The organism is Eubacterium barkeri, from assembly GCF_900107125.1.
Lineage (GTDB): Bacteria > Bacillota > Clostridia > Eubacteriales > Eubacteriaceae > Eubacterium_O > Eubacterium_O barkeri.
Genome location: NZ_FNOU01000003.1, coordinates 119,604 through 142,158, shown reverse-complemented (window position 1 = coordinate 142,158; position 22,555 = coordinate 119,604). Strand labels below are relative to the sequence as shown.

Below are 22,555 nucleotides of genomic sequence, written 5' to 3'. Positions count from 1 at the left end.
AATGCTAGTGATCATACTGATAGTCAGTACGTTGCCGGTTTGGGCAGCAAGTACCGAAAAAACAGTTAAAGTGGCTGTGATGAACTATCCTAATTTTATTGAACGTCAAGTGGATGGAACAGTTAAAGGATACGCCGTAGAATATTTAAGGGATATTGCCGATTATAATGGATGGACTTTGGATTACGTGGATATGTCCTTTAGTCAGGCCCTGGAAAATCTGGAGCAAGGCGCTGTAGATATCGTTGTCGGCGTACAGAAGGCCCCCGGGCGTGAAGGGCTTTATGATTTTTCAGAAGAAAGTATGGGAGAAAATGGGGCATTACTTTGTGTGAAAACCGATAATACCCACTATGCCTATGAGGATTACAGTAATTTCGGTGGTCTGCGCGTCGGCTGTATTTCCGGTTCAGCCTACCGTTCTTTATGTCAGGAAACCATGGCCGAAAAAGGTGTTTCAGTTATTATGTCGGATTATGCCACTGATCAGGAGGCCCGTGCGGCTTTAGACGCTGGTCAGGTTGATGCCCTGATGATGGGGACCATCCGATATACCAATGACTATAAGGTTATAGCCCGGATGACCCCAGTGGATATGTACTTTGCCTGTAACCCCAATGATCCCTCAATTAAAGTAGGGGTGGATGCTGCCCAAGTCTATATTCACACCAATAATCGCTACTATGAAATGTCCCTGGATAAAGAATATTTTGATGATGTTCAAAATTCACAAGCCTTTAGTAAGGCGGAGCAGGAATATATTGTAAAGCTGGGCTCCGTTAATTTGGGATATGTTTCGAATCAGGATCCGGTGTCTTATGAGGATACGAATACTGGAGAATTTGCAGGAATGACCCGGGATATTGTGGATAAGATTTCCGAAATTAGTGGGCTTTCCATTCAGTATATTCCTTTGCCACCAGGAAAAGTCAGCTATGATTATTTAACGGAACATAAAATCGGATTAATTGCCAGTGTGGAGTACAACAGCATTAATCTGAAAACAGAGGGACTACGGCTATCGAATCCCTATTTGGCAGCTCAAAAGGTATTCGTAGGAAAATCGGATACGACCTTTGACAAAGATGCATCTTATAAAATTGCCATGGCCACAGGGTCAGGGAGCATTGAGGCTTTTTTGCAAACGAAATACCCCAATTTTACCATTGATGTATATGATACGGTGGAGGAAAGTTTTCAGGCGGTTTTAGATGGAAAAGCTGATTTGGCCATGCAGAACCAATATGTGGTGACCTATCTTTTATCCAAGCCCCAGTATGAAAGCCTATCGGCCTTTCCTGTGGAGGGGCTGAGCGATCAACTTTGTCTAAGTGCTGTTTCCCTTGTTGATGAAAATGGGAACGTCAATCCCCTATTATCAGATCCGATGCTGATTTCGGTTGTCAATAAAAGCATCGCCCAGATTGACGAGGATACAGTGTCCCAGATTATCGCCAAATATACCACCGGTAAGCCTTATCATCTTACCTTGGGGGACATGCTATATAAATATCGCGTGCCTTTCATTTTTATCGTTTTGCTTATCCTTTTGTGTGTTCTTATGTTTTGGCAGATTTTAAACATTCGTCAAAAAAACACAGAGAAAATTCAGGAAAAAAATAAGCAGCTTTCTGAATCGGTCCGTCAGGCAGAGCATGCCAATCAAGCCAAATCTCAATTCCTGGCCAGGATGAGTCATGAAATCCGAACCCCCATGAATGCTATCGTGGGTTTGACGGAAATCGCCAAACATCATACGGATGATTCGTTCAAAACAAAGGATTATTTATCTAAAATTGATGCATCTGCAAAAATTCTCTTGAGTATTATCAATGATGTGTTGGATATGTCAGCAATTGAAAGTGAAAAACTAAAAATTGCCCACAATCCCTTTGATTTAAAAGCTCTTTTAACGTCCCTTACCACGCTATATTATACGCAGTGTAAAGAAAAGGAAATTGAGTTTGAGGTATTGCTTTCGGGCGTCACAGAGGAAATGCTGGTAGGCGATGCCCTGAGGCTTAACCAGATTCTCCTGAATCTTCTGTCCAATGCTTATAAATTCACGCCAAAGGGTGGAAGCATTAAGGTTTTGATCGCCCAAGAGGATCGTCAGGGAGAAAAAATATACTTTCGATTTGCGGTTACGGATACCGGGGCTGGTATTTCCAAGGAAATGCAAACCCGTATTTTCAAGCCCTTTGAGCAGGAGAGTGCGGAAACGGCTCAAAACCACGGGGGAAGCGGTTTAGGTTTATCCATTACCAAAAGTTTGGTTGAAATGATGCATGGCGCCATAACGCTGGAAAGCACCGTTGGAGTGGGAACGACCTTTGCCGTAGAACTTCCTTTTGACAGCATATCGGATGTACCACAAAATGAACCGGCAGAATTTAGGGATATTAAAGCCTTAGTGGTGGATGATGATGCCCAGACTCTGGAATACACCACCATCGTGCTCGAACGTATTGGTGTTCAATTTGAAACAGCTGAGGGTGGGGAGGATGCCCTTGCACGGATTCAGGATGCTTATATTGCGGGTAGTGGTTATGATCTTTGCTTTGTTGACTGGAAAATGCCGGGAACAAATGGGGTAGAGGTTACACGGAAAATTCGGGAGTTGTACGATGAGGACACCATTATCATCATCGTTTCAGCCTACGATCTTTCAGAAATAGAGGATGAAGCCAAGGCGGCGGGGGCGAATATGTTCATCTCGAAACCCTTGTTTCAATCGACTGTTTATAATGTGCTGATGACTTTAAGCGGTGGAAAATATACAAAAGCCACGGCCGATGAACAGGACTACAATTTTACTGGAAAACGCATTTTATTAGCAGAGGATAATGAAATAAACCGTGAAATTGCCATTGATTTATTGGAACTGGTTGGCTTAAGGGTGGATTGTGCAGTGGATGGCAAGGAAGCGGTAGAAGGTTTTATGGCCATGGAGCCAGGAACCTATGACGCCATTTTGATGGACGTTCAGATGCCTTTTATGGATGGTTATGAGGCGGCAAAGGCAATTCGTAAATCTAATCATCCTGAAGCAGCGACGATACCGATATACGCCATGACGGCCAATGCCTTCACCGAGGATGTATCCGAAGCCTTTTCCAGTGGAATGAATGGTCATATTGCAAAGCCGATTGATACTCAGATACTGTATAGCACTTTAAAACAATGCTTTGACCAACAGAGACCATAATCCGTAAAAAACGTGCCCAGTCACTCAAGTGGCGTCGGGCACGTTTTAAATCTGTGTTCATTTATAATTCGATGGTAATCTGCTTGCCTGAGGGGACATAGGCATCATAGGAGACACCAGCCATTTCAAACATACGCTTTGAAGCCAGCACACTGTCAGAATCGGCGTATTTATCTTCCCCATAAATCACCCGCTTAATCCCGGATTGGATAATGGCTTTGGCACACTCATTACAGGGGAAAAGGGTGGCGTACAAGGTAGCACCCTTTAAAGAGCGGCCACCACTATTTAAAATAGCATTAAACTCGGCATGACAAACGTATAAATACTTTGTGTTTAAGGGATCACCTTCCCGCGCCCAGGGCATATGGTCGTCATCGCAGCCCGTGGGCATTCCATTGTATCCCATGGTCAGTATTTTATTATCGGCATCGACGATGCAAGCGCCTACCTGGGTGCCGGGGTCTTTACTGCGCTGGGCAGCCAGATGGGCAATACCCATGAAATATTCGTCCCAGCTGATATAATCATTTCGCTTCATCATAACCTCCGTTGGTTTTATTTTATAAAGTATATCATTTTTTTTGCCTTGAATTCCTTAAAAATGAATATATTTTCTTTCTGAACAAGAAAATTCTTGGAATTCTTTTGAAAAAGACTGAAAATCCGTATTGACAATTTATGCAGTTAAGGTATAATAATTCAGTAACCTTTTAGCGCCCGTAGCTCAGGTGGATAGAGCAATGGTCTCCGAAGCCATGTGCCGTACGTTCGAATCGTATCGGGCGCACCATATTCGACAAAATAAAAAGCCTTGAAACACTTTTAAATAACGGTGTTCAGGGCTTTTTTTCGTTCCATTTAATGCCGTGTCCCCTGGATATCCCGGCTGTTCCGCAGCAGGATGATGGTTAACAGGATGACGACCGAAGTAGCAATAATGATGATGCGGATGCTCATCGCATCTGCCAGGGGTCCGAAAAGCACCATGCCTAGGGGAAGAGCCCCTGTACCAACAATCTGCAGCATGGAGAATACCCTGCCCATCATGGATTCCTCTACCTCTTCCTGTAGGGAAACGATGAAGGGGGTGGTGATGAAGGGCACGGTAAAGCCGATACCGAAAATAGCCACTAGAAAAATGATGAACCAGGGCGATAATCCCAAGGCGATGCTGAGAATACTGTATAAGAAAGTAAACACGGCAATGGTTTTAATGCGGTCTGTCCACCCACCCCAGATGGAGATGATAAAGCCACCGATGGTGGCTCCGGCAGAATAAGCCAGTTCATTGGCCGTTAAATACCAGACCTCGTTGGCAAACTCACGGGAGATGAGCAGCGGGGTGAGAAAGGCCGCCGGGCTTACCAGGAACATCAAGATACCGTAAAAGATGAGCATTCCCCGGACAAAGGGGTGTGAGAAGGTATAGCGTACACCCACCATAAGGTCAGTGAGGACCTTTGTCTTATTTTGGGGAGAGAAAGTAGACTTGGGTACAGTCACCAAGGCGGCAAAACAGGAGATACCAATAGCAGCGGTCACCACATCTACAAAAAAAGCGGCTTCGACAGTGGTTGTGGCCAGAAGGGCACCGGAAACCGCCGGTGCCACCAGCATGGTAAAGGTCTGGAGGGTACCGTTGATGCCATTGATCCGCATGAGTTTATCCTCTGGGGCCATCTGAGGGATCAGGGCGTTCACCGTAGGGATCTGGATTCCGGTTCCAACGGAACGGATGGCAGCAACAGTAAAAAGGAGCCATAGCTCACGGTACCCGGACATAAAGGCCAGAGCCAGACCCAGGGTGGACAATGCCACCAGGCCGTCCGCCAGGATGATGAGGTGCTTACGATTATAACGGTCTGCCCACACTCCGGCAAAGGGAGAGATGAACAGTTGGGGTATAAAGGTACAGAGGGTACTCAGTGTCATCATCATTCCGGATTGGGTACTCAGAGTGACATACCAAATCATGGCATATTGCGTCAGGGCAGAACCCAACATAGAGATGGTCTGGCTTAAAAGGAAGAGGGTGATGTTCTTTTTCCAATGGGGAAGCATGATGGTTCCTTTCCATAAATCCGATTACGAACGAAAATATACTATTTTTATTCTACCATGGGAGAAGGCATTCAACAACTGAAACCTTTCCGAGGGTCAAATGCCTAAAAAAGGTTTGACAAATCCATGGGAATCCATTAAACTATACAAAATCGATAATTTTAAACATATATGTTTAATATGACATTGGAAGAGTATTCAGTTTTGAGGAGATATGATATGAAAGACACCCATCAGCATGATGATCATCATCATCGTAGTAAGATCCGCTTTGACAAAAATGGCATTCCGAAGTTAATCCCAGCCGATGAAAAAACCCCAGAGGGCTTTCAGGATGATTACACCAAGGCCGTTTCGGATTATCGGAGGACCTTTCCAGATAAGCAGGCGGTGCTGGGGAAAACCCCAGACCCCGCCGTACGGGAGATGCTCCTGCGGATGGCCCAGCTTAAGCTGGAGACGGCCTTTGACCGATTCGATGCTCAGCAGCCCCAGTGCCACTTTGGGATGGCGGGAACCTGCTGTAAAAATTGCCATATGGGCCCCTGCCGAATAACGAAGAAAAGTCCGAGGGGGGTCTGTGGGGCAGATGCCGACCTCATTGTGGCCCGCAATCTGCTGCGCAGTGCCGCAGCCGGTGCAGCCCAGCATGGGATGCACGCCCGGGAGGTCATCCTTATGCTGAAATGGGCGGCCCAGGGCAAGATGGATATTGCTATTGACGGTGAGAATAAAATCCGGATCATGGCCGAGGCCTTTGGCATTAAAACGGCCCGCCGCCAGCTCAAGAACATCACCATCGATCTGGCGGATGTGCTCCTGGCGGATTTATCCCGGAGCGAGCCGGAGCCCTATCGGACCATTGCTGCCTGCGCACCCCTGGAGCGGCAGCAGGTGTGGAAGGATATGGACATCCTGCCCATCAGCGCTTACCATGAGGTCTTTGAGGCCTATCATAAATCGGGCTGCGGCATCGATTCGGATTGGGAGAGCATCATGCGCCAGTTCCTGCGCTGCGGCCTGGTCTTTACCTTCAGCGGTGTGCTGGGAGCATCCATCGCCACCGATGCCCTGCTGGGGATCGGCGATCGGGCGACGGCGAAAACCAATATCGGGGCCTTGAAGGAGGGCTATGTCAACATTGCAGTCCATGGGCATCTCCCGGTGCTGGTACGGGAGATCATGAAAACCGGATACAGTGAAAAATACCTGAAGCTGGCCCGGGAAAAGGGCGCTAAGGGTATTCAGTTTTATGGCATCTGCTGCTCCTCCTTAGCGGCGATGTACCGTTATGATGGCGTTATTCCGTTATCCAATGCCATCAGCGCGGAGCTGGTACTGGGGACCGGTGCCCTGGACCTGTGGGTGGCGGACGTCCAGGAAATCTATCCGGCGATTATGGATGTGGCCCGATGCTACCAGACCACGGTGGTTACCACCAACGATTCCAACCGGCTGCCCGGTGCTGAGCACATCGGCTATGACCATCACCACAGCAATATTGATGATACCCAGAAAATTGCCGAGCGGATCATCCAGCGGGCCATCGAAAGCTATGAAAGCCGCCGGAACATCCCCGTATTCATCCCGCCCTATGAGGTGGAGGCCGAGGTGGGCTTCTCCGTGGAATATATCCAGAAAATCCACGGTGGGCTGGACCAGATGGCAGAAGCTCTGCGCTCCGGGGAAATCCTGGGCATCGTCAATATGGTAGGGTGTAATAATCCCAAGGTAGTGTATGAGAAGGCTATTGTTGATGTGGCGGAGGTGCTGCTGAAGCACAATGTGTTGATTTTGACCAATGGCTGTGCGTCATTTCCTTTGATGAAGCTGGGCTTTTGCCAGACCAATGCCCAGGCCTACGGACGGGTAGGCCAGACTCTCCGGAGATTTTTAGAGAAGGATGATCTGCCACCAGTATGGCATGTGGGTGAATGCATCGACAATACCCGCTCCTCGGCCTTTTTCGCAGGCCTGGCAGCGTCCATGGGGAAGGATATTCACCAGATGCCCGTCGCCTTTACCTCACCGGAGTGGTCCAATGAGAAGGGGCTGGATGCCTCCCTGGGCTTCCGGCTGATGGGGGTGAGCTCCTATCATTGCGTCGAGGCACCCATCCATGGCTCTGAGAAAGTGATCCGGTTTTTGAAAGAGGATACCCGGGAAACCCTGGGATCTGTGATGGTGGTGGATGCGGAGCCCATCGCATTAGGTGAAAAGATCGTTGCCGATATTAAAGAAAAGCGGGCCGCCCTGGGGTGGCAGAATGGAGAGGCACAGCATGCATAAGCAATTAAAAATGGGGATGGCGGCATTGTCCATTCTTTTGGCAGCCGTCCTCCTCCTGGCAGGATGCCAGGGCAAGGGGAGTACTAACGGGACATCGGCCCAGAAAACAGTCACCATCGGCTATTTGCCCATTACCCATGCCCTGCCGGTTTTTGAAGAAAAGGAATTATTGGAAGCCCAGGGCAGTGATGTGCAGATCAAGCTTCAGAAATTCAGCTCCTGGACGGACCTGATGGATGCCCTGAATGCCGGGAAAATTGATGGTGCCTCGGTATTGGTGGAGCTGGCCATGGGCGCCGTGGGCAAGGGGATTGATCTGAAGGCCGTGGCCCTGGGACACCGGGATGGGAATGTGCTGGTGGCCTCCGGGCAAATTAATACACCCCAGGATTTGAAGGGGAAGACCATCGCCATTCCATCTACCCAATCCTCCCATAACATCCTGGTCCAGGATGCCCTGACCAAGGCAGGATTATCCACCCAGGATGTCACCCTGACCGAGCTGTCGCCGGCTGAGATGCCCTCCTCCCTGGCCAGTGGTGCCATTGATGCCTATTGTGTGGCCGAGCCCTTTGGTGCAGCCGCTGTGGTGAAGGGGTTTGGGCATGTGCTCTATGAATCCAGTGACTTATGGGAGGATTCCATCTGCTGTGCCTTTGTATTGAACGGTGCCTTTTTAAGAGAAAATCCCGGAGCGGCGCAGACCATCATTGCCGGCTATAAGGAAGCCGGGCAGAAGCTGGATGATGCCTCGGCACTGGCTGTAGCGGAAAAATATTTGGGACAGGATGGGACGGTACTGGCGGAATCCCTCAAGTGGATTTCCTACGATGACCTGACTCTGAGCCGGGAGGATTACGGTACCTTGACAGAAAAGCTAAAGGCTGACGGCATCAATGGGAATCCCCCGGATTACGATACCTTCGTCTATTCCCAGAATTAGGAGGCCGCGATGAAATCAGCAATGAAGCATACCGCGGTCACCTGCCTCGTCCTGCTTATCCTCTGGCAGCTGGCGGTCAGCCTTGGCCAGGTGAATACCAGCCTTTTTCCCTCACCATTACAGGTGGGGGCCGCCTTTGGGGAGCTGTGGACCGGGGGATTGGCCGGCAGTCTTTCTGAGGCCAGCCTTTTGGGCAATATCTTGGTGAGCCTGGCCCGTTTCCTGATGGGCTTCACCCTTTCGGCCATCCTGGGGATTAGCCTTGGGCTGATGCTGGGGCTTTTTCCAAGGGCCTTTGCCTATGTCAACCCGCTCATCCAGCTGCTGCGTCCTGTGGCACCGGTGGCCTGGATGCCCTTTATCGTGCTGTGGCTGGGAATCGGGGATATCCCCGCCATCGCCATCATCTTCATTGCTGGGTTTTTCCCGGTGCTGCTGTCTACGGTAAAGGCTGTGGGTGCCCTGCCAGCAGTTTATTGGAAGGTGGCTGAGAACTTTGAGATGAACCGTTGGCAACGGATTTTTAAAGTTATCCTGCCGGGGATTTTTCCGCAGATTATGACAAGCCTCCAGCTGGCCCTGGGGACATCCTGGATTTTTCTGGTTTCTGGTGAGATGGTGGGGGCCCAATCAGGATTGGGATTCCTGATCATGGATGCAAAAAACAGCATTCGTCCGGATGCTCTTCTGGCGGTCATCCTCGTCATCGGAGGGATCGGCCTGGTGCTGAACAAGCTGGTGGGCATGGCCGAGCACTGGGTTAAAAAACGTTGGGGTCTGGGAAATGTATAGATCAGAAGAAAGAGTGGAAGACATGTTCATCGACGTGCAAAATGTATCGAAGGCCTTTCCCTGTCAGGGTGATGGCCCGGCGGCCCTTCAGGGCATTGATCTGGGAATAAAAAAAGGTGAGCTGACCTGCCTGCTGGGGCCGTCGGGGTGTGGGAAAAGCACGCTGCTAAATATCATGGCAGGGTTTTTAAAGGCGGATACCGGTTCGGTTATTATTGACGGCCAGGCGGTGTCAGCACCGCAAAGGAGGCGGCTGATGATTTTCCAGGATTATGGTCTGCTGCCCTGGCGCACCGTTGCCCAGAATGTGGCCCTGGGTCTGGAGGTGGATAAAATGGATCCATCGAAACGCAAGGCTGTCATCACCCACTACCTGGAGCTAGTGGGCTTGGCCCATGCCCGGGACCAGTTCCCGGGACAGCTTTCCGGCGGGATGCAGCAGCGGGTGGCCATCGCCAGGGCCTTGGCGGTCCAGCCGGAGGTGTTGTTCATGGATGAGCCCTTTGGTGCCTTGGACGCCATCACCCGGATGAAGCTCCAGGAGGATATCCTGGCCCTCAGCCGGGAAACGGGCACGACCATTATCTTTGTTACCCATGATATTGAAGAGGCGGTATACCTGGCGGACCGCATCGTCATCCTAGCAGCGAACCCCGGGCGTATCCACACCGTGCTGAAGGTGGATATGCCCCATTTGCGGGAGCGGACCTCCGATGACTTCGTGGTGATGCGGGACCGGGTATTCCAGGCGATCAACCTAAAGCATGAGCATCCCCTGGAATATTATCTGTAGTATTAGTCGTGAGGATAAGCCAGGGCGTTGAAAGTCGCTTGAAATGGGAATGGGTTTTGGTTTTATTCAATAGTGTCTTAAGCTAAAGTCTGGACCTTCAGGTGGGCAAGGGCCTTGGAAACCGCGGGAATCAGCAGCACCACCACGGTGATGAGGGCCTCCCCGCCGATATACAGGCCGTTATAAGCCAGTGAATAGGGCAGGGGGGACATGCCGAAGTCTGCCGCATACATCCCGAAGAAGACCACGCCGGAAATGACGGCAAAGAAATAACGTCCTGCGACTCCCGCCAGATAGCCGAGGACCATCCCGTGCTTCCTGTTGGCGAAGAAGCCAGAAATCCCTAAAGCCCCGAAGGACAGGGGATAGTCAATGAGCATTTGAGGTAGGCTGAGGATGTAAGGATCGATGATGAGTTGCAGCATACCGTAGGCCACTCCGGTGAGAATACCGAAGGATGGACCGTACCAATAGCCGATGAGGGTGATAAACAGCATGGAAAACAGGGTGATGGACCCGCCCATGGGCATATGCCAGAGCTTGATGAAGGATGTGACGAGGGTGAGGGCGATGGCCACCGCTGCGAAGGTAAGCTCCCGGGTGTCGATGCGCTTCTTACTGTCCGTCAGCATCGAGGACAGGATGAGGATGAGGAATACGATGATGGCCGCAGCCATATAGCCCCTGATGGAGAGGGCGTAGCTGCCGTCACCATTGGGTACGACGAAAAAATTTAACATATGATGCCTCCTTACGCCGGTATTATCCGGATCAAGTAATAGGGGTGCATTCTCAGCCCGAAGGGCGCCCCCAGCAATTTTCAATATACGCTTCTTTAGCCGGTCTGTCAAGTTCTTAAATGGAAACATCTCCCGCACCTTTGACTTCCCGGGAATATGGACTATAATGGGATGGAGTACAAAGGACAGGAGGAAGGAAGAATGACATTTAAAAATCAAATGCGTATCGAAGAGGAAAAGCAAATACGGGAATTTAAGGATTGGATGCATGCCCATCCGGAGTTGTCCAATGGGGAATATGAGGTCACCCGGCGCATTGGTGACATCATGGCGGCGCTGCCGGGGGTGGAGATCCTGGATCTGCCAGTGGATACCGGCATCGTGGCCCGGCTGTCCGGCAGAGGGGATGGTCCCACCATCGGGCTGCGCTGCGATATCGACGCGATTCCCCAGACCGAGGAATGGGAAAGCCCCCATTGCTCCACCGTCCCAGGGGTGATGCACGCCTGCGGCCATGATTTCCACACCGCCGCCCTATTGGGGGCGGCGCTTGTCCTGAGCCGACGGCGGACCGAGCTTTCAGGGGATGTCATCTTCCTATTCCAGCGGGCGGAGGAAACTACGACCGGTGCTCAATCCATGCTGGAGGCTGGCCTTCTGGAGCAGACCCGGCCCGATTATTTCTTTGGGCTGCACAATTGGCCAGGTGTACCGGCGGGAAAGGTCATCGTCAAGGAAGGGGCGCTCATGGCAGCTAAGGTTAACTTCGTCATCACCGTCACAGGGAGGGGGGGCCATGGCTCCATGCCCCATCTCTGCGTAGACCCTATCGTCTGCGCCGCCGCCATGGTCCAGGGGCTGCAGACCATCGTCAGCCGGAATACCGATCCCATGGATCATCTCATTTGCTCGGTGAATGCCATCCAGGGGGGCAGTATGGATAACCTGGTGGTGGACCAGGTCCAGATGGCCGCCACCATCCGCTCCCTGAGCGCTCCGGCCATGGCACGGGCCCGCAGCCGGGTGGAGGCCATCGTGGCCAGTACCGCCGCGGCTTACGAATGCACCGCAGAAATTCAATATAAGGAAGATATCCCCCTGGCTGACAACTCACCGGAGATGACCGCCCTGGCCCGGAAGGCTGCCCGGTCCGTAGTGGATGAGGCGGATATCGTTTCTGTGACACCCACCCTGGCCAGTGAGGACTTCGCCATGATCATGGCGCGGGTACCATCTTTCCTCTTCTGGTTCGGCAGCGGGGCACTCGACGGGAATTGTCCGGCCCTCCATCATCCCCGGTTTCACACCAATGACGATGCCCTGGCCGTGGCGGCCTCGGTGCTGGTCCAGGCGGCGCTGACGGCCCAGAAAGAAAAATGATAGGATAAAACGCTCCCTTTCCAAATCAGAAAGGGAGCGTTTTTGGTACGTCCAGTATAGACGATGATGGTGACCATCTTATTTACTTTTGTGCAGCCGTCCCATTTTTAATATCGACTTCTGATTCTTCAGGGATATTATGGGGTTCATCCTTCATGAGTTCCTGAACCTTGGTCACCCAGGAAGGATTACTCCTCTTAAAGATGAATAGGGGAATAATCAAGAAGGCAAAGGCGACCACAACGGTAAGAATGGCGCTGACTAAGGAGCTAAAATACACTGAATAGAAGCAGGAAATAACGATGATCGCCATGAGGATGATGGCGATGGCCTTGAGTAGCCCATCGCCCTTTTTACCAACGCGGAAGGGGCGAGCCAGATCAGGCTGGGTCTTCCGGAGACGGATAATCCCAATGGCCATGATGATATAGACAAAGCAATAGATGATGGTGGTGGCATTGACAAGGGTCAAGAAAGCGCTGTTGACACCAGGAATTAGCAGGAAGACCAGGGCAAATATGGAGATAATCGTCGCCTGGGTGAGAAGAACGGTTGGGGCGACATCCATTTTGTTGGTTTTCCAAAACTCGAATTTTGGCGGATACAGGCCACGACGGGCAGCCTGGGTGATGGTCTTTGAGGGACCAGTAATCCATGCCGAAAGCTGTACCATGACACCTACAAAGACTAATAGACCAAAGATGTTACCAATCCAGGTGGGTAAGCCAAGAATTTGACAAAAGAACACCACCGGCTGGGCGACGTTGTTTAAGTCAATATTGCCGGAATTTAAAACATTGGCGACAATCAGGGCACTAAAGGTGTTGGCGATGAACATAATGGCTAAAGCGGCAAAGACACCAGAGATATATTGCTTAACGGGCTTTTCGAGACGCTTGATATAAACTGAGGACATTTCAATCCCTGTGAAGATAAAGATAATGGGACCAAAATACTGAAGACTTTCAATGGCACCTTTATTTCCCCAAGGAACAAGGGAGGATGCTTCAAAATGGCCGAGGAGGTTATGGGGATCGATTCCGGTTTTAAACAAGGCAGCGGCACCGAGTAAAAAGATAATGATAATTGGAATATAGAGCATAAACCAGATTCCCCATTTTCCACCGATTTTAGCCATATCGAATTTGAGATTCAGGAGGGTAACGGCCCAGTAAACCACCAGAATCATGACCAGAGTAAAGATATTATTTTCACCAAGGGCCGGCTGATTAATCCCCACGCACAGCATTGGGGCTAAAACCGAGGCGACCATGACCATCCCCGGGAACATTTGGACCCACAAGAGCCAGGAGGTTACAAATCCCCATTTTTTTCCCAAAGCCTTGGTGGTCCAGAGCTCCGGACCGCCAGCAGCGGAGGGGTACATTCCAGCGTATTCCCCGGAAATCAGGGCGATGGGCAAACCAAAGAGGAGTGTCCCAACAATCATATAAAAGAACATTGTCCAGCCAGTGGCGGCAACGTCAGGAATATTCCTGACGCTTGCAACCAAGGCGCATGTCATACCGATAAAGGTGAAGGTACTGACCTTGGATAAGGTCAACCCTTGTGTTGAATTTTTAGTGCTACCCATGAAAAACACCTCTTTCTATTAATTGTAAGAAACCGACAATCCGATGATGAGCGACAAGCAGATCTGTAATGGCGATTACTTCGAACGATAGATTTCTGTCAGCTTTTTCCCCATAGCCTTTTCAATGGCCTGGGAATAGAAATCAAATAATTTTTCATCATTCAAATAGGGGGTCATAATGGCGGCACGCATCAGGGTGACCTCCTTGACTTTTTGCCATTCATCGGCGGAGATTCCCATACTTTCTACAAATTCCAAAGGGCTGTCCCCATAGGAATCCTGATTGAAGGTTGTATGGGATGAGATGAAATGATTGGCATAGACATCACCTTCCATATAAGAAGAATAATCAAACATTTTTTCATTGAGGGCATTGATGGCGGCTAAATCGGTGCAGCCCTTTTCTTTAAAGACCCAATCCACCATATTGAAATCCGGATGGTTCAAAGGGTACACTTCAATGGTATGACCGTCAACTGTAAAGGATAGGTTCTGCAGGAAGGCGCGGAAACGGTGCGCGGCTTCAATGGAGGCAGCAATGAGTTGTCCATATCCGGCAATATTGAGGTCGAGCACCCGATGGGCAGTCCAGACTGCAGCGGCTGTGGCACCGGCCTTAGATCCTCCAAGGATAAAAGCACCTAACATATCCGGAGCTTTCACAGTGGATTTTTCAAAGACATAGGGTGCAAAATAGGAGATAATATTGCGCATATCCTTATGCTTAATGACAATCCCGCCAGCAGCATAGGGCACATATCCCATTTTATGGGGGTCCACCGTAATGGATTCCGCAAATTGGATAGCTTTATAGCCATTGTAGACATCCTCTGAAATTTCAACTGGATAATGGAAGGTGTCATATTCCTTAAACATGGCATCCATATTGTCGTAGTCCACATATTGGCCGTCCGTATCGAGGAAGAGAGCCCGGGCGTACCCACCGTAAGCGGCATCGACATGGAGATAGAAATAAATCCCTTCATTTTTGAGGCGATCCCGGAGTGCGACGATTTGGTCCACATGGTCCACAGCACCTTCTTCGGTGGTTCCAACGACGGCAACGACACCGAGTATAGGGGTCTTTTCAGCAGCCAACTGTCGAATGGTTTTTTCCAAAGCATCAACATCCATACGATAATTGCTTTTTACGGGAATAGCTACCATCTGATCGAGGCCAACCCCGGAGATATCCACAGCCTTTTCCCAGGAATAGTGCTTGGTTTCCGGAACAATCCATTTACCGAGATCGGAAATATGTTTACCGCTCCGGGAAGATGCCGCCTTGACTGCATCCATTTCATCGGCGCTCAGGGAGTCCACCATTTCCAGTATTTCTTCCACGCTTAGATTGAGAAGCTCCCAATCCGATTGACCGGCAACCTTTTCAGGATACACATCCTTCATGGCGAGGGGAATGGATTTAAAGCAGCGGGCATACCAGATCCCTTCGAGGTTGGCGATGGAGCCATCGTGGGTGATATGTCCCCATCCGTCGGTATAACTGAAAAGATTGGCAAAATCATTACCGACTTCTGCTTCCATCTGGGAGGTTGCCATGGAGGATTCCAGAGCGACATTGTTGGCATTCCAAAGCATGGCATAGTTGTAAGCAATGAGCGAAGGCATGAGTGTTTCCGCGTTCATCTGCCCCCAATACCGTCCAGCGCTGTTCCAGGGGATGGAGCCAGAGCGCATTCGTTGGTTCAGATCATCTAAAACCTCTGTGGTTTTTCCAAGGGTTGCAATAAAGTTTGGGTCACGCTTGTCTTCATCGCTGATGGCAGGCATATCTGCGGGCATATAATCCTGTCGCCAGCCCAAGTGTGCATCCATGAGCTTTTCCATCTGTTCTTTGTAGTAATCGCCGTTTTCTGATTTATCACCGATAAAAAGTGCTTTTACATCGACGTGTTTCAAAGTAGTAACCTCCATTGTTTTTATTCCTTAAGGCATCCAGTAGGGTGGATCTGTTTCCTTAGGTTAAGGTCAGTATAATTCTCGATTCTTAAGTGAGAGAACCAAAAAATAGGAATGACAAAAAGGGGCAGATAATGCACAAATCGGGGCTTTTGACATAAAATTTCCTTAAAAAGATGCAATAAGAAAACCCCCTCAGGGAGGGGGCGGTTAAAGATTGGAGGGGTGTCATTCGCCTTTCATGCTTTCCACAATGGCATCGGCCAGGGTATCCATTTCCGGCAATACCATATCGTTCAGGGAAGAGGTCAGGGTGACGGTGTCGTCCAGGACGGTCATTTCCTTCATCTGGTCAAGAAGCTCGGACATGAGGCTGCCGGACTTACAAGCCCAGGAGCCATTTTCGATAATACCGACGGTCCGTTTTTGCAGATTCAGTGCTTTCATATCCATGAGGAATTCATGCATGGGCGGGAAGATTCCTAAATTGTAAGTCACCGAGGCCAGTACCAAATGGCTGTATTTAAACACATCAGAAATCAAATAGGACTTGTGGGTTTTAGAGACATCATAAACCACCACGTTGGTCACTCCGCGCTCTACCAGTTTTTGTGCAATGATATTCGCTGCGGTCTCAGTATTGCCGTACATGGAAGCATAGGCGACAACCACTCCCTTTTCTTCAGGCTCATAGCGGCTCCATTTATCATATTTTTCAATGATATAGCCTAAGTCACTGCGCCAAACCAGACCGTGGAGGGGACAAATCATCTTAATATCGATGGTACCCGCCTTGGCCAGGAGTTTTTGCACGAAGGGGCCATATTTCCCAACGATATTGGTGTAGTAACGGCGGGCTTCATCGATCCAGTCCCGGTCGTAGTTGACTTCATCGTTAAAGAGTTTGCCATCCAGGGCGCAGAAGGATCCAAAGGCATCGGCAGCGAAGAGGATACCATCGGTCAGATCAAAGGTGACCATGGCTTCCGGCCAGTGGACCATAGGGGCGGCCACAAAAGTGACGGTATGCTTGCCAAAGCAGCGGGTATCGCCTTCGGCCACCTCATCTAAATGGTCGTTGATGGAAAAGCCGAATTGATGCATAAACATCGCCGCTTTTTCGGTGGTAATAATTGTCACTTCAGGGAAACGAAGCAGAATTTCTTGTATGGATGCAGCGTGGTCGGGTTCCATATGGTTGATAACCATATAATCAAGGGGTCGTCCATTTAAAACCGCTTCAACATTTTCTAAAAATTGCCGCCCTACAGACCAGTCTGCAGTATCGTAGAGAACGGTTTTTTCATCGAGCAGTACATAGGCGTTATAGGAGACGCCCCGGGGAATGGGATGGATATTTTCAAACAAAGCCAAACGACGGTCGCTGGCACCAACCCAATACAAATCATCTGTTACTTTTCTTACACAATACATTTCAATGCCTCCTGTTTGTGAGATTTCCTTATATAGCCATTATACTTCGACAAACTGATCTTTTGCTTCGCCGCATTCCGGGCAGATCCATTCATCGGGAAGTTTTTCAAAAAGGGTACCTGGTGCCACGTCCGCTTCAGGGTCCCCTGCACCGGCATCGTATTCGTAGCCACAGCCATTACAGACGTAAAGTTTCCAGGCTGGAGGCTGTTTTTTCGGTGTGGCCCGTTTAATCTTGACCATGGGCGGTGCCGGTTTCTTGGCCTCTCCGGTATCCAGAGCTGCAGTAAGGAGTGGCAGGATTTCTTCCACGTCCCCGACGATGCCGTAATCAGCATTTTTAAAGATGGGGGCATTGGGGTTATTATTGATGGCGACAATGGTGGAGGCATCTTTGATGCCCTTAAGGTGTTGGCCAGCTCCGGAAATACCGCAGGCAATGTAGAGATTGCCCTTGAACTTTTGTCCGGACATCCCCACATAGCGATCCAGGGGAAGATAGCGCAGGGTTTCAGCCACTGGACGGGAGGAACCGATGACTGCACCCGCAGCGGCAGCTAAGTCCTCTACCAGCTTCATGTTTTCCTTGCTGCCGATGCCCTTTCCGGCACTGACCACCCGTTCTGCCATGGGGATGGGGGTATCCATGGGAATGCCCACAGTAAAATCATAGCCATCTTTTTTCAAGGATTCCACGACGGATGCCACCCGCTCCTGGGCAGAGCCATCCTTAAGAATCATTTTCTTACGAACCCCGGTGATGGGGCCCTTTTTTCCCGTTCGTGGGGCCGTATCCTTGGTGATCTTCCCCAGAAGATGAGAGGCGATGACCACACGCTGGATTTCATTGGTTCCTTCATAAATGGTGGTGATTTTAGCATCCCGGTAGGCCCGTTCGACTTCCATCCCTTTTAAGTAACCGGTTCCGCCAAAGATCTGGAGGGCATCGTTGACGATTTCCAGGCAGACATCTGAAGCGTATTGCTTGGCCATGGCGGCTTCCATGCCGTAGGACTCATGGGCTTCCTTCAGCTCGGCAGCACTGTAGATCAGGAATCGGGCACAGCGCAGCTTGGTGGCCATGTCAGCCAGCTTGAAGCTAATTACCTGCTGGGCACCGATGGGTTTACCAAATTGTTCCCGTTCCTTGGCGTATTCCAGGGCGTGCTCGTAGGCTCCCTGGGCGATACCCAGGGCCTGGGAAGCGATGCCGATTCGTCCGCCGTCCAGGGTGGACATGGCGATTTTAAAGCCCTGGCCTTCTTTGCCCAGGAGGTTTTCCACTGGGACCTTCACATCGTTGAAGAGCAATTCAGCGGTGGAGGAAGAACGGATTCCCATTTTGTCATAGTGATCTCCAAAGGTGAAGCCCTCCCAGCCCTTTTCAACGATAAAAGCACTGATACCTCGTACACCGATGTCTGGTGTGGTGACGGCAAAGACCACATAGGTATCCGCTTTATCAGCATTGGTAATAAAGATTTTTCCCCCATTGAGTAAGTAGTGATCACCCTGAAGGACGGCGGTGGTTTCTGTTTCACCCGCGTCGCTGCCGGCATTGGTCTCGGTTAGACCGAAGGCGCCAATTTTTTCACCCTTAGCCAGGGGAACTAAGTATTTTTTCTTCTGTTCTTCAGTGCCGTAGGCAAAGATTGGCCAGGAGCCCAGGGATACGTGGGCAGAGAGGATAACCCCAGTTCCACCATCAACTCGAGAGAGTTCCTCAACGGCGATGGCATAACTTAAAATATCTTGGCCAGCACCACCGTACTTCTTGGGATAGGGCAGCCCCATGATCCCCATTTCTCCAAGCTTGGCTACGGCTTCATCTGGGAATTCGTTGTTTTGATCCAGCATGAAGGCGATGGGTTTAACCTCAGCTTCTGCGAATTCTCGAATCTTGGTCCGTAGGGCCTCGTGGTTATCTGTGGTTTTGTACAACATAATAATCTACCTCCTATGAAATTTTCTGCCAAAAGGGAATTTTGAATTAGCTGTTGAATACCTCTGTCAGTGTTTTGCGTTTAAGCTCAGCTTCGAGTACGGCTTGAATGCGAAGCAGCTCACTGTGGACATTGCACCTTCCTTTCTCATTGGATGTACACACATAGCCAGGAGTCAGGCATGCGGTGATGGTAGTTTCATCACCGATGGCTTTTACGATATCGTGAAGGGTTAAAGTATCGGGGCTCTGCTTAAGATGGTAGCCACCGGATTTCCCACGGATGATTTCAACAATCTCTCCATTTTGGAGTTTTTTCAAAATCTTGTAAGCAAAGGCAGTGGGAATGCCCTCAAGTTCACTAATCTCAGCAGCAGTACACTGACCGTTTCGGTGCAAGGCCCGAACAACACGAAAACCGTAATCTATTTCTCTGGTTATAAACATTGGATCCTCTCATTAAACTGGATTCTTTTAGTCCAGTATAAAACGTTGTGATGGAAATGTCAAGGGTATTTGAAAACATTTTAATTACATGTTACAATATTTTTAAATGGGAAATAGAATGGGGGAGGCGACGCCGGATGGAAAGAAAATGGAAAATTGATGGTAAAAAATGGGGATATGGATTGGCCATTGGGGCCGTTCTCCTGGGAATTGTAATCTGGGGGATTGTGCGTCAACAACAGAAGCGAGATGCACTGCTAACCCCGGTGGAACCGGCAGGAAACACCTCCGCTGTCCAGGAGACCACAAGCACGAAGGTCTTGGTACATGTGGCTGGGGCAGTTAATAATCCGGGAGTCTATACCTTAGACGGAGGCTCTCGGGTGATCGATGCCGTTGATGCAGCGGGGGGATTGTCTCCAGAGGCGGATGGTGATGCCCTGAATTTAGCTGCAGTGGTTGAGGATGCCGCTAAGATTACCATTCCGACAATTCATACAGGGGAGGAAGAAGGGGGCGGGTCCATCAGTAGCAGTGGTTTGGTGAATATCAATACCGCGGATAAGACAACGCTGATGACCTTGAGTGGTATAGGAGAGGTCCTGGCCCAAAATATTATTGACTATCGGACGAAAAATGGTTCCTTCACGAATTTAGAGGAGCTTAAAAACGTCAATCGCATTGGGGATAAGCTTTTTGAGCAGATTAAAGACGGGATTACGTTGTAAAAAAAGAACGCAACGGCGGGGAAGCTGTTGCGTCTGGTTGCAGGAGAGGCGGACGGACAGTCCCTCGTTATTTAGCAGGTGGCGCCCCCCACCACAGTCATTTCATTGATGATAGCATCCTTCCGGGCCAGGAGCTCATCGGCCAGGAGCTGGGCTTCAACCTGTTCAAAACCGATGCGGGCAATGGTGTCGGAGAAACGTTCCCCGGGGATACCCTGTTCTCTGAAGAGGAGGATGGCCTTTTCCACGGTGGCAATGACCTCTTCCTCAGTGGTGAAGATATGGTTCAGGGCTTGACCAAGGGCTATTTTCTTACCCCAACGGCCACCAATGACAATCTTAAAGCCGTTACTTGGGCCGGAAAGAGCCTCAAAGGGACACATGGCAATACAGCGGCCACAATTATTACAGATATCCCGGTCAATGATAAGCTTTCCATCCACCACCTGGCTGGCACCGATGGGGCAGCCCTTTTCGACGGCACATTTGCCACAACCTCGGCAGATATCGGTATCCAAAATGGGCTGGCGTTGTCCAATGATGCCGATGTCGTTCAGGTCCGGTTTGACACAATTATTGGGACACCCCCCCACGGCGATTTTAAATTTGTGGGGAAGGCTGACATTGCGGTAGCCCTTGTAAAAAATATAATGGAGTTTTTCTGACAAATCGAAGGTGTCGCACAGGCCATATTGACAGGTGGTGCCCTTACAGGCCACCACCGGGCGGACCTTACTGCCAGTTCCACCGGTTTCCAGGCCCACAGTTGCCAGGAATTCCCGGATGGGTTCAATGTTTTCAAAGGGAACACCCTGGATTTCCACGGTCAGTCTGGTGGTAAAGGCCAAATTTCCGTTGCCAAAGCGTTTGGCGGCTTCTGCGATACAGGCGTTTTCAACACTGGAGATTCTGCCATTTCGGGTGATGACCCGGCAGTTAAAGGCATTGGTGCCTTTATTGTGCAGGAATCCCATCCCCTTGGCGGCTTTAATATCTTCGGCGGATAGGGTTGTGGTGGTTATTGGTCCAAAGCCACTTTCTGCGGCAATCACCTCGAGGGCATCACAGGCAATCTCCACCGTTTTTAAACAGCGTTGTTCTTCTTCAAAATATTTTTCTTTGAGGACAGAGCAATTGGTATCTTCTGTGATTTCAGAAAAAGCAGCCACAAGCTTGGCACTTAGTTCCGTTTGGGTGAGGGCGGTTTTTTCACCGTCGTAAAGACGCCCCAGGGCGGATAATGCACCGGCCAGTGCACCACAGGTACTGCCACAGCCCATACCGCCGCCAAAGCCGCGGACCATGGCGATATCCTCTTTACCTGCAGTAAAGTGGTAATACTGGGCAGCAGCCCGGTAGACTGCTTCTGCACAATTTGCTTTTTCATCAATAAAAAATTTTTTTGCAATGGTTTTTAACATAGAAATTCCCCTTTAACGAATGATATGTTTCTATTATAACCGATTTTTTATCAATGTGTACGTGATTAAATCACGGTATAATGGAGTCGGATGGGTGTATAATCAAACTAATCTCTGGTTAGCTCGATTAGTCTGGGGATATCCAGCAGAGTGAGCCGGCCGCGTTTGTGGCTGACCATCCCTTCGGCCACAAAATATTTGATCATCCGGGAGACCACCTCCCGGGCAGAGCCTGTGTAGCGGGCCACCTGATCCAGGGTAAGGAAGATGGTGGGATCTCCAGTCTTGCGATATTCCTCCAGGAGGAAAATAGCCAGACGTTTATCGAAGCTCATAAATAAAATTTGCTCCATCGCCCACATCACATCTGAAAAGCGGGTGGTGGCAATGGTTAAGGCGAAATTTTCCACATAGACATTTTCCCTGGAGAGGCTGGAGAAGATCGCCGGGTTAATGAGCAGGGCTTCGCTTTGGACCTCAGCATCGATGAAGACATCGAAGGTAATGGATTCGATAACGCAGGAGGCTGAAAGCATACAGATTTCCCCGGGAACCAAACGGTAAAGGGTGATCTCCCGTCCCTTATCCGACAGCATATAGGCCCGCAGGCTTCCGCTTTTAAGAATGACGACACCGGTACATTCACCGGTGTTGCCGTGGACGTTTTCTCCCGCCTTAAAGGAGACCTCCCGGGCATGATGACTGAGAAGAATACGTTGCCCCTTGTTGAGGTGATGCCAAAAAGAAAGGATGGGAGCATAATGCTGTTCAAAAGTGGTTAATTCCATGGTGTTCTCCTGATCAAATAATTAAGGGTGTTTCAAAAAGTGCGTTATTGGATTACAATAAGATATTATAAC

At 49.9% G+C, this 22,555-nt stretch carries 17 protein-coding genes, 1 tRNA gene and 1 riboswitch; of the genes, 8 read left to right on the top strand and 10 right to left on the bottom strand.

The window, feature by feature from the left end; translation table 11 throughout:
* The first annotated feature begins 79 nt into the window (after positions 1-79).
* Positions 80-3,208 carry a response regulator gene (locus BLU30_RS03215; protein ID WP_176770810.1) on the top strand — a complete coding sequence of 1,043 codons (3,129 nt, stop codon included), beginning with the start codon at positions 80-82 and terminating at the stop codon, positions 3,206-3,208.
* A gap of 61 nt (positions 3,209-3,269) precedes the next feature.
* On the opposite strand, the gene BLU30_RS03210 is transcribed toward BLU30_RS03215, so the two are convergent.
* Positions 3,270-3,749, bottom strand: a complete 480-nt coding sequence (locus tag BLU30_RS03210) for a deoxycytidylate deaminase (RefSeq protein WP_090243401.1) — start codon at positions 3,747-3,749, stop codon at positions 3,270-3,272.
* 175 nt (positions 3,750-3,924) lie between these two features.
* Here BLU30_RS03210 and BLU30_RS03205 point away from each other — a divergent pair.
* Positions 3,925-4,001, top strand: a tRNA-Arg gene (locus BLU30_RS03205).
* A gap of 68 nt (positions 4,002-4,069) precedes the next feature.
* Here the strand turns inward: BLU30_RS03205 and BLU30_RS03200 are convergent.
* Positions 4,070-5,272, bottom strand: a complete 1,203-nt coding sequence (locus BLU30_RS03200; RefSeq protein WP_090243399.1) for an MFS transporter — start codon at positions 5,270-5,272, stop codon at positions 4,070-4,072.
* 219 nt (positions 5,273-5,491) lie between these two features.
* On the opposite strand from BLU30_RS03200, the gene cooS reads away from it, so the two are divergent.
* Genes cooS through BLU30_RS03180 form a run of 4 tightly spaced genes read left to right on the top strand, consistent with a single transcriptional unit; the run spans position 5,492 to position 10,089 of the window.
* A complete protein-coding gene (gene cooS / locus BLU30_RS03195) occupies positions 5,492-7,561 on the top strand; it encodes an anaerobic carbon-monoxide dehydrogenase catalytic subunit (RefSeq protein WP_242873488.1) in 2,070 nt (689 codons plus the stop codon).
* Positions 7,554-8,504: an ABC transporter substrate-binding protein gene (locus BLU30_RS03190; protein ID WP_090243397.1), complete on the top strand. Its 951-nt coding sequence runs from the start codon at positions 7,554-7,556 to the stop codon at positions 8,502-8,504. Before cooS ends, BLU30_RS03190 begins: the two co-directional genes overlap by 8 nt.
* A gap of 9 nt (positions 8,505-8,513) precedes the next feature.
* Positions 8,514-9,296, top strand: a complete 783-nt coding sequence (locus BLU30_RS03185; RefSeq protein WP_090243395.1) for an ABC transporter permease — start codon at positions 8,514-8,516, stop codon at positions 9,294-9,296.
* A gap of 22 nt (positions 9,297-9,318) precedes the next feature.
* Positions 9,319-10,089 carry an ABC transporter ATP-binding protein gene (locus BLU30_RS03180; RefSeq protein ID WP_090243393.1) on the top strand — a complete coding sequence of 257 codons (771 nt, stop codon included), beginning with the start codon at positions 9,319-9,321 and terminating at the stop codon, positions 10,087-10,089.
* Between the two features lie 77 nt (positions 10,090-10,166).
* Here BLU30_RS03180 and thiT read toward each other — a convergent pair whose 3' ends face one another.
* Entirely contained in the window at positions 10,167-10,829 is a 663-nt protein-coding gene (gene thiT / locus BLU30_RS03175) for an energy-coupled thiamine transporter ThiT (protein WP_090243391.1), read from the bottom strand.
* A riboswitch (TPP riboswitch) is annotated at positions 10,821-10,911 on the bottom strand. It overlaps the preceding gene by 9 nt.
* A gap of 119 nt (positions 10,912-11,030) precedes the next feature.
* Between thiT and BLU30_RS03170 the strand changes: the two genes are divergently transcribed.
* Positions 11,031-12,209 (top strand): M20 metallopeptidase family protein, encoded by a 1,179-nt coding sequence (locus tag BLU30_RS03170; protein WP_090243389.1) that lies wholly within the window; start codon positions 11,031-11,033, stop codon positions 12,207-12,209.
* Between the two features lie 82 nt (positions 12,210-12,291).
* On the opposite strand, the gene BLU30_RS03165 is transcribed toward BLU30_RS03170, so the two are convergent.
* The 5 genes from BLU30_RS03165 to BLU30_RS03145 all read right to left on the bottom strand — a co-directional run bounded on the left by BLU30_RS03165 (position 12,292) and on the right by BLU30_RS03145 (position 19,546).
* The gene (locus BLU30_RS03165; RefSeq protein WP_090243387.1) at positions 12,292-13,803 is read right to left on the bottom strand and encodes an amino acid permease; all 1,512 of its coding nucleotides are present in this window, start codon (positions 13,801-13,803) and stop codon (positions 12,292-12,294) included.
* 75 nt (positions 13,804-13,878) lie between these two features.
* Positions 13,879-15,723, bottom strand: coding sequence for a tyrosine decarboxylase (gene tdc, locus BLU30_RS03160; protein WP_090243385.1), 1,845 nt, complete (start codon positions 15,721-15,723; stop codon positions 13,879-13,881).
* A 228-nt stretch (positions 15,724-15,951) separates the two neighbouring features.
* Entirely contained in the window at positions 15,952-17,157 is a 1,206-nt protein-coding gene (locus BLU30_RS03155) for an FprA family A-type flavoprotein (protein ID WP_090243383.1), read from the bottom strand.
* A 39-nt stretch (positions 17,158-17,196) separates the two neighbouring features.
* Positions 17,197-19,101 carry an acyl-CoA dehydrogenase family protein gene (locus tag BLU30_RS03150; RefSeq protein WP_090243381.1) on the bottom strand — a complete coding sequence of 635 codons (1,905 nt, stop codon included), beginning with the start codon at positions 19,099-19,101 and terminating at the stop codon, positions 17,197-17,199.
* A 46-nt stretch (positions 19,102-19,147) separates the two neighbouring features.
* On the bottom strand, positions 19,148-19,546 hold the full coding sequence (locus tag BLU30_RS03145; protein ID WP_090243379.1) for an RrF2 family transcriptional regulator: 399 nt from the start codon (positions 19,544-19,546) through the stop codon (positions 19,148-19,150).
* 137 nt (positions 19,547-19,683) lie between these two features.
* On the opposite strand from BLU30_RS03145, the gene BLU30_RS03140 reads away from it, so the two are divergent.
* Positions 19,684-20,274: a ComEA family DNA-binding protein gene (locus tag BLU30_RS03140; protein ID WP_176770809.1), complete on the top strand. Its 591-nt coding sequence runs from the start codon at positions 19,684-19,686 to the stop codon at positions 20,272-20,274.
* Positions 20,275-20,345: 71 nt separating this feature from the next.
* Here the strand turns inward: BLU30_RS03140 and BLU30_RS03135 are convergent, their stop codons facing one another.
* Both BLU30_RS03135 and BLU30_RS03130 read right to left on the bottom strand, forming a co-directional pair.
* Positions 20,346-21,695: a C-GCAxxG-C-C family (seleno)protein gene (locus BLU30_RS03135; protein WP_090243375.1), complete on the bottom strand. Its 1,350-nt coding sequence runs from the start codon at positions 21,693-21,695 to the stop codon at positions 20,346-20,348.
* A gap of 107 nt (positions 21,696-21,802) precedes the next feature.
* Complete coding sequence (locus tag BLU30_RS03130; protein WP_090243373.1) at positions 21,803-22,483, bottom strand: Crp/Fnr family transcriptional regulator; 681 nt, start codon at positions 22,481-22,483, stop codon at positions 21,803-21,805.
* Between the last annotated feature and the right edge of the window lie 72 nt (positions 22,484-22,555).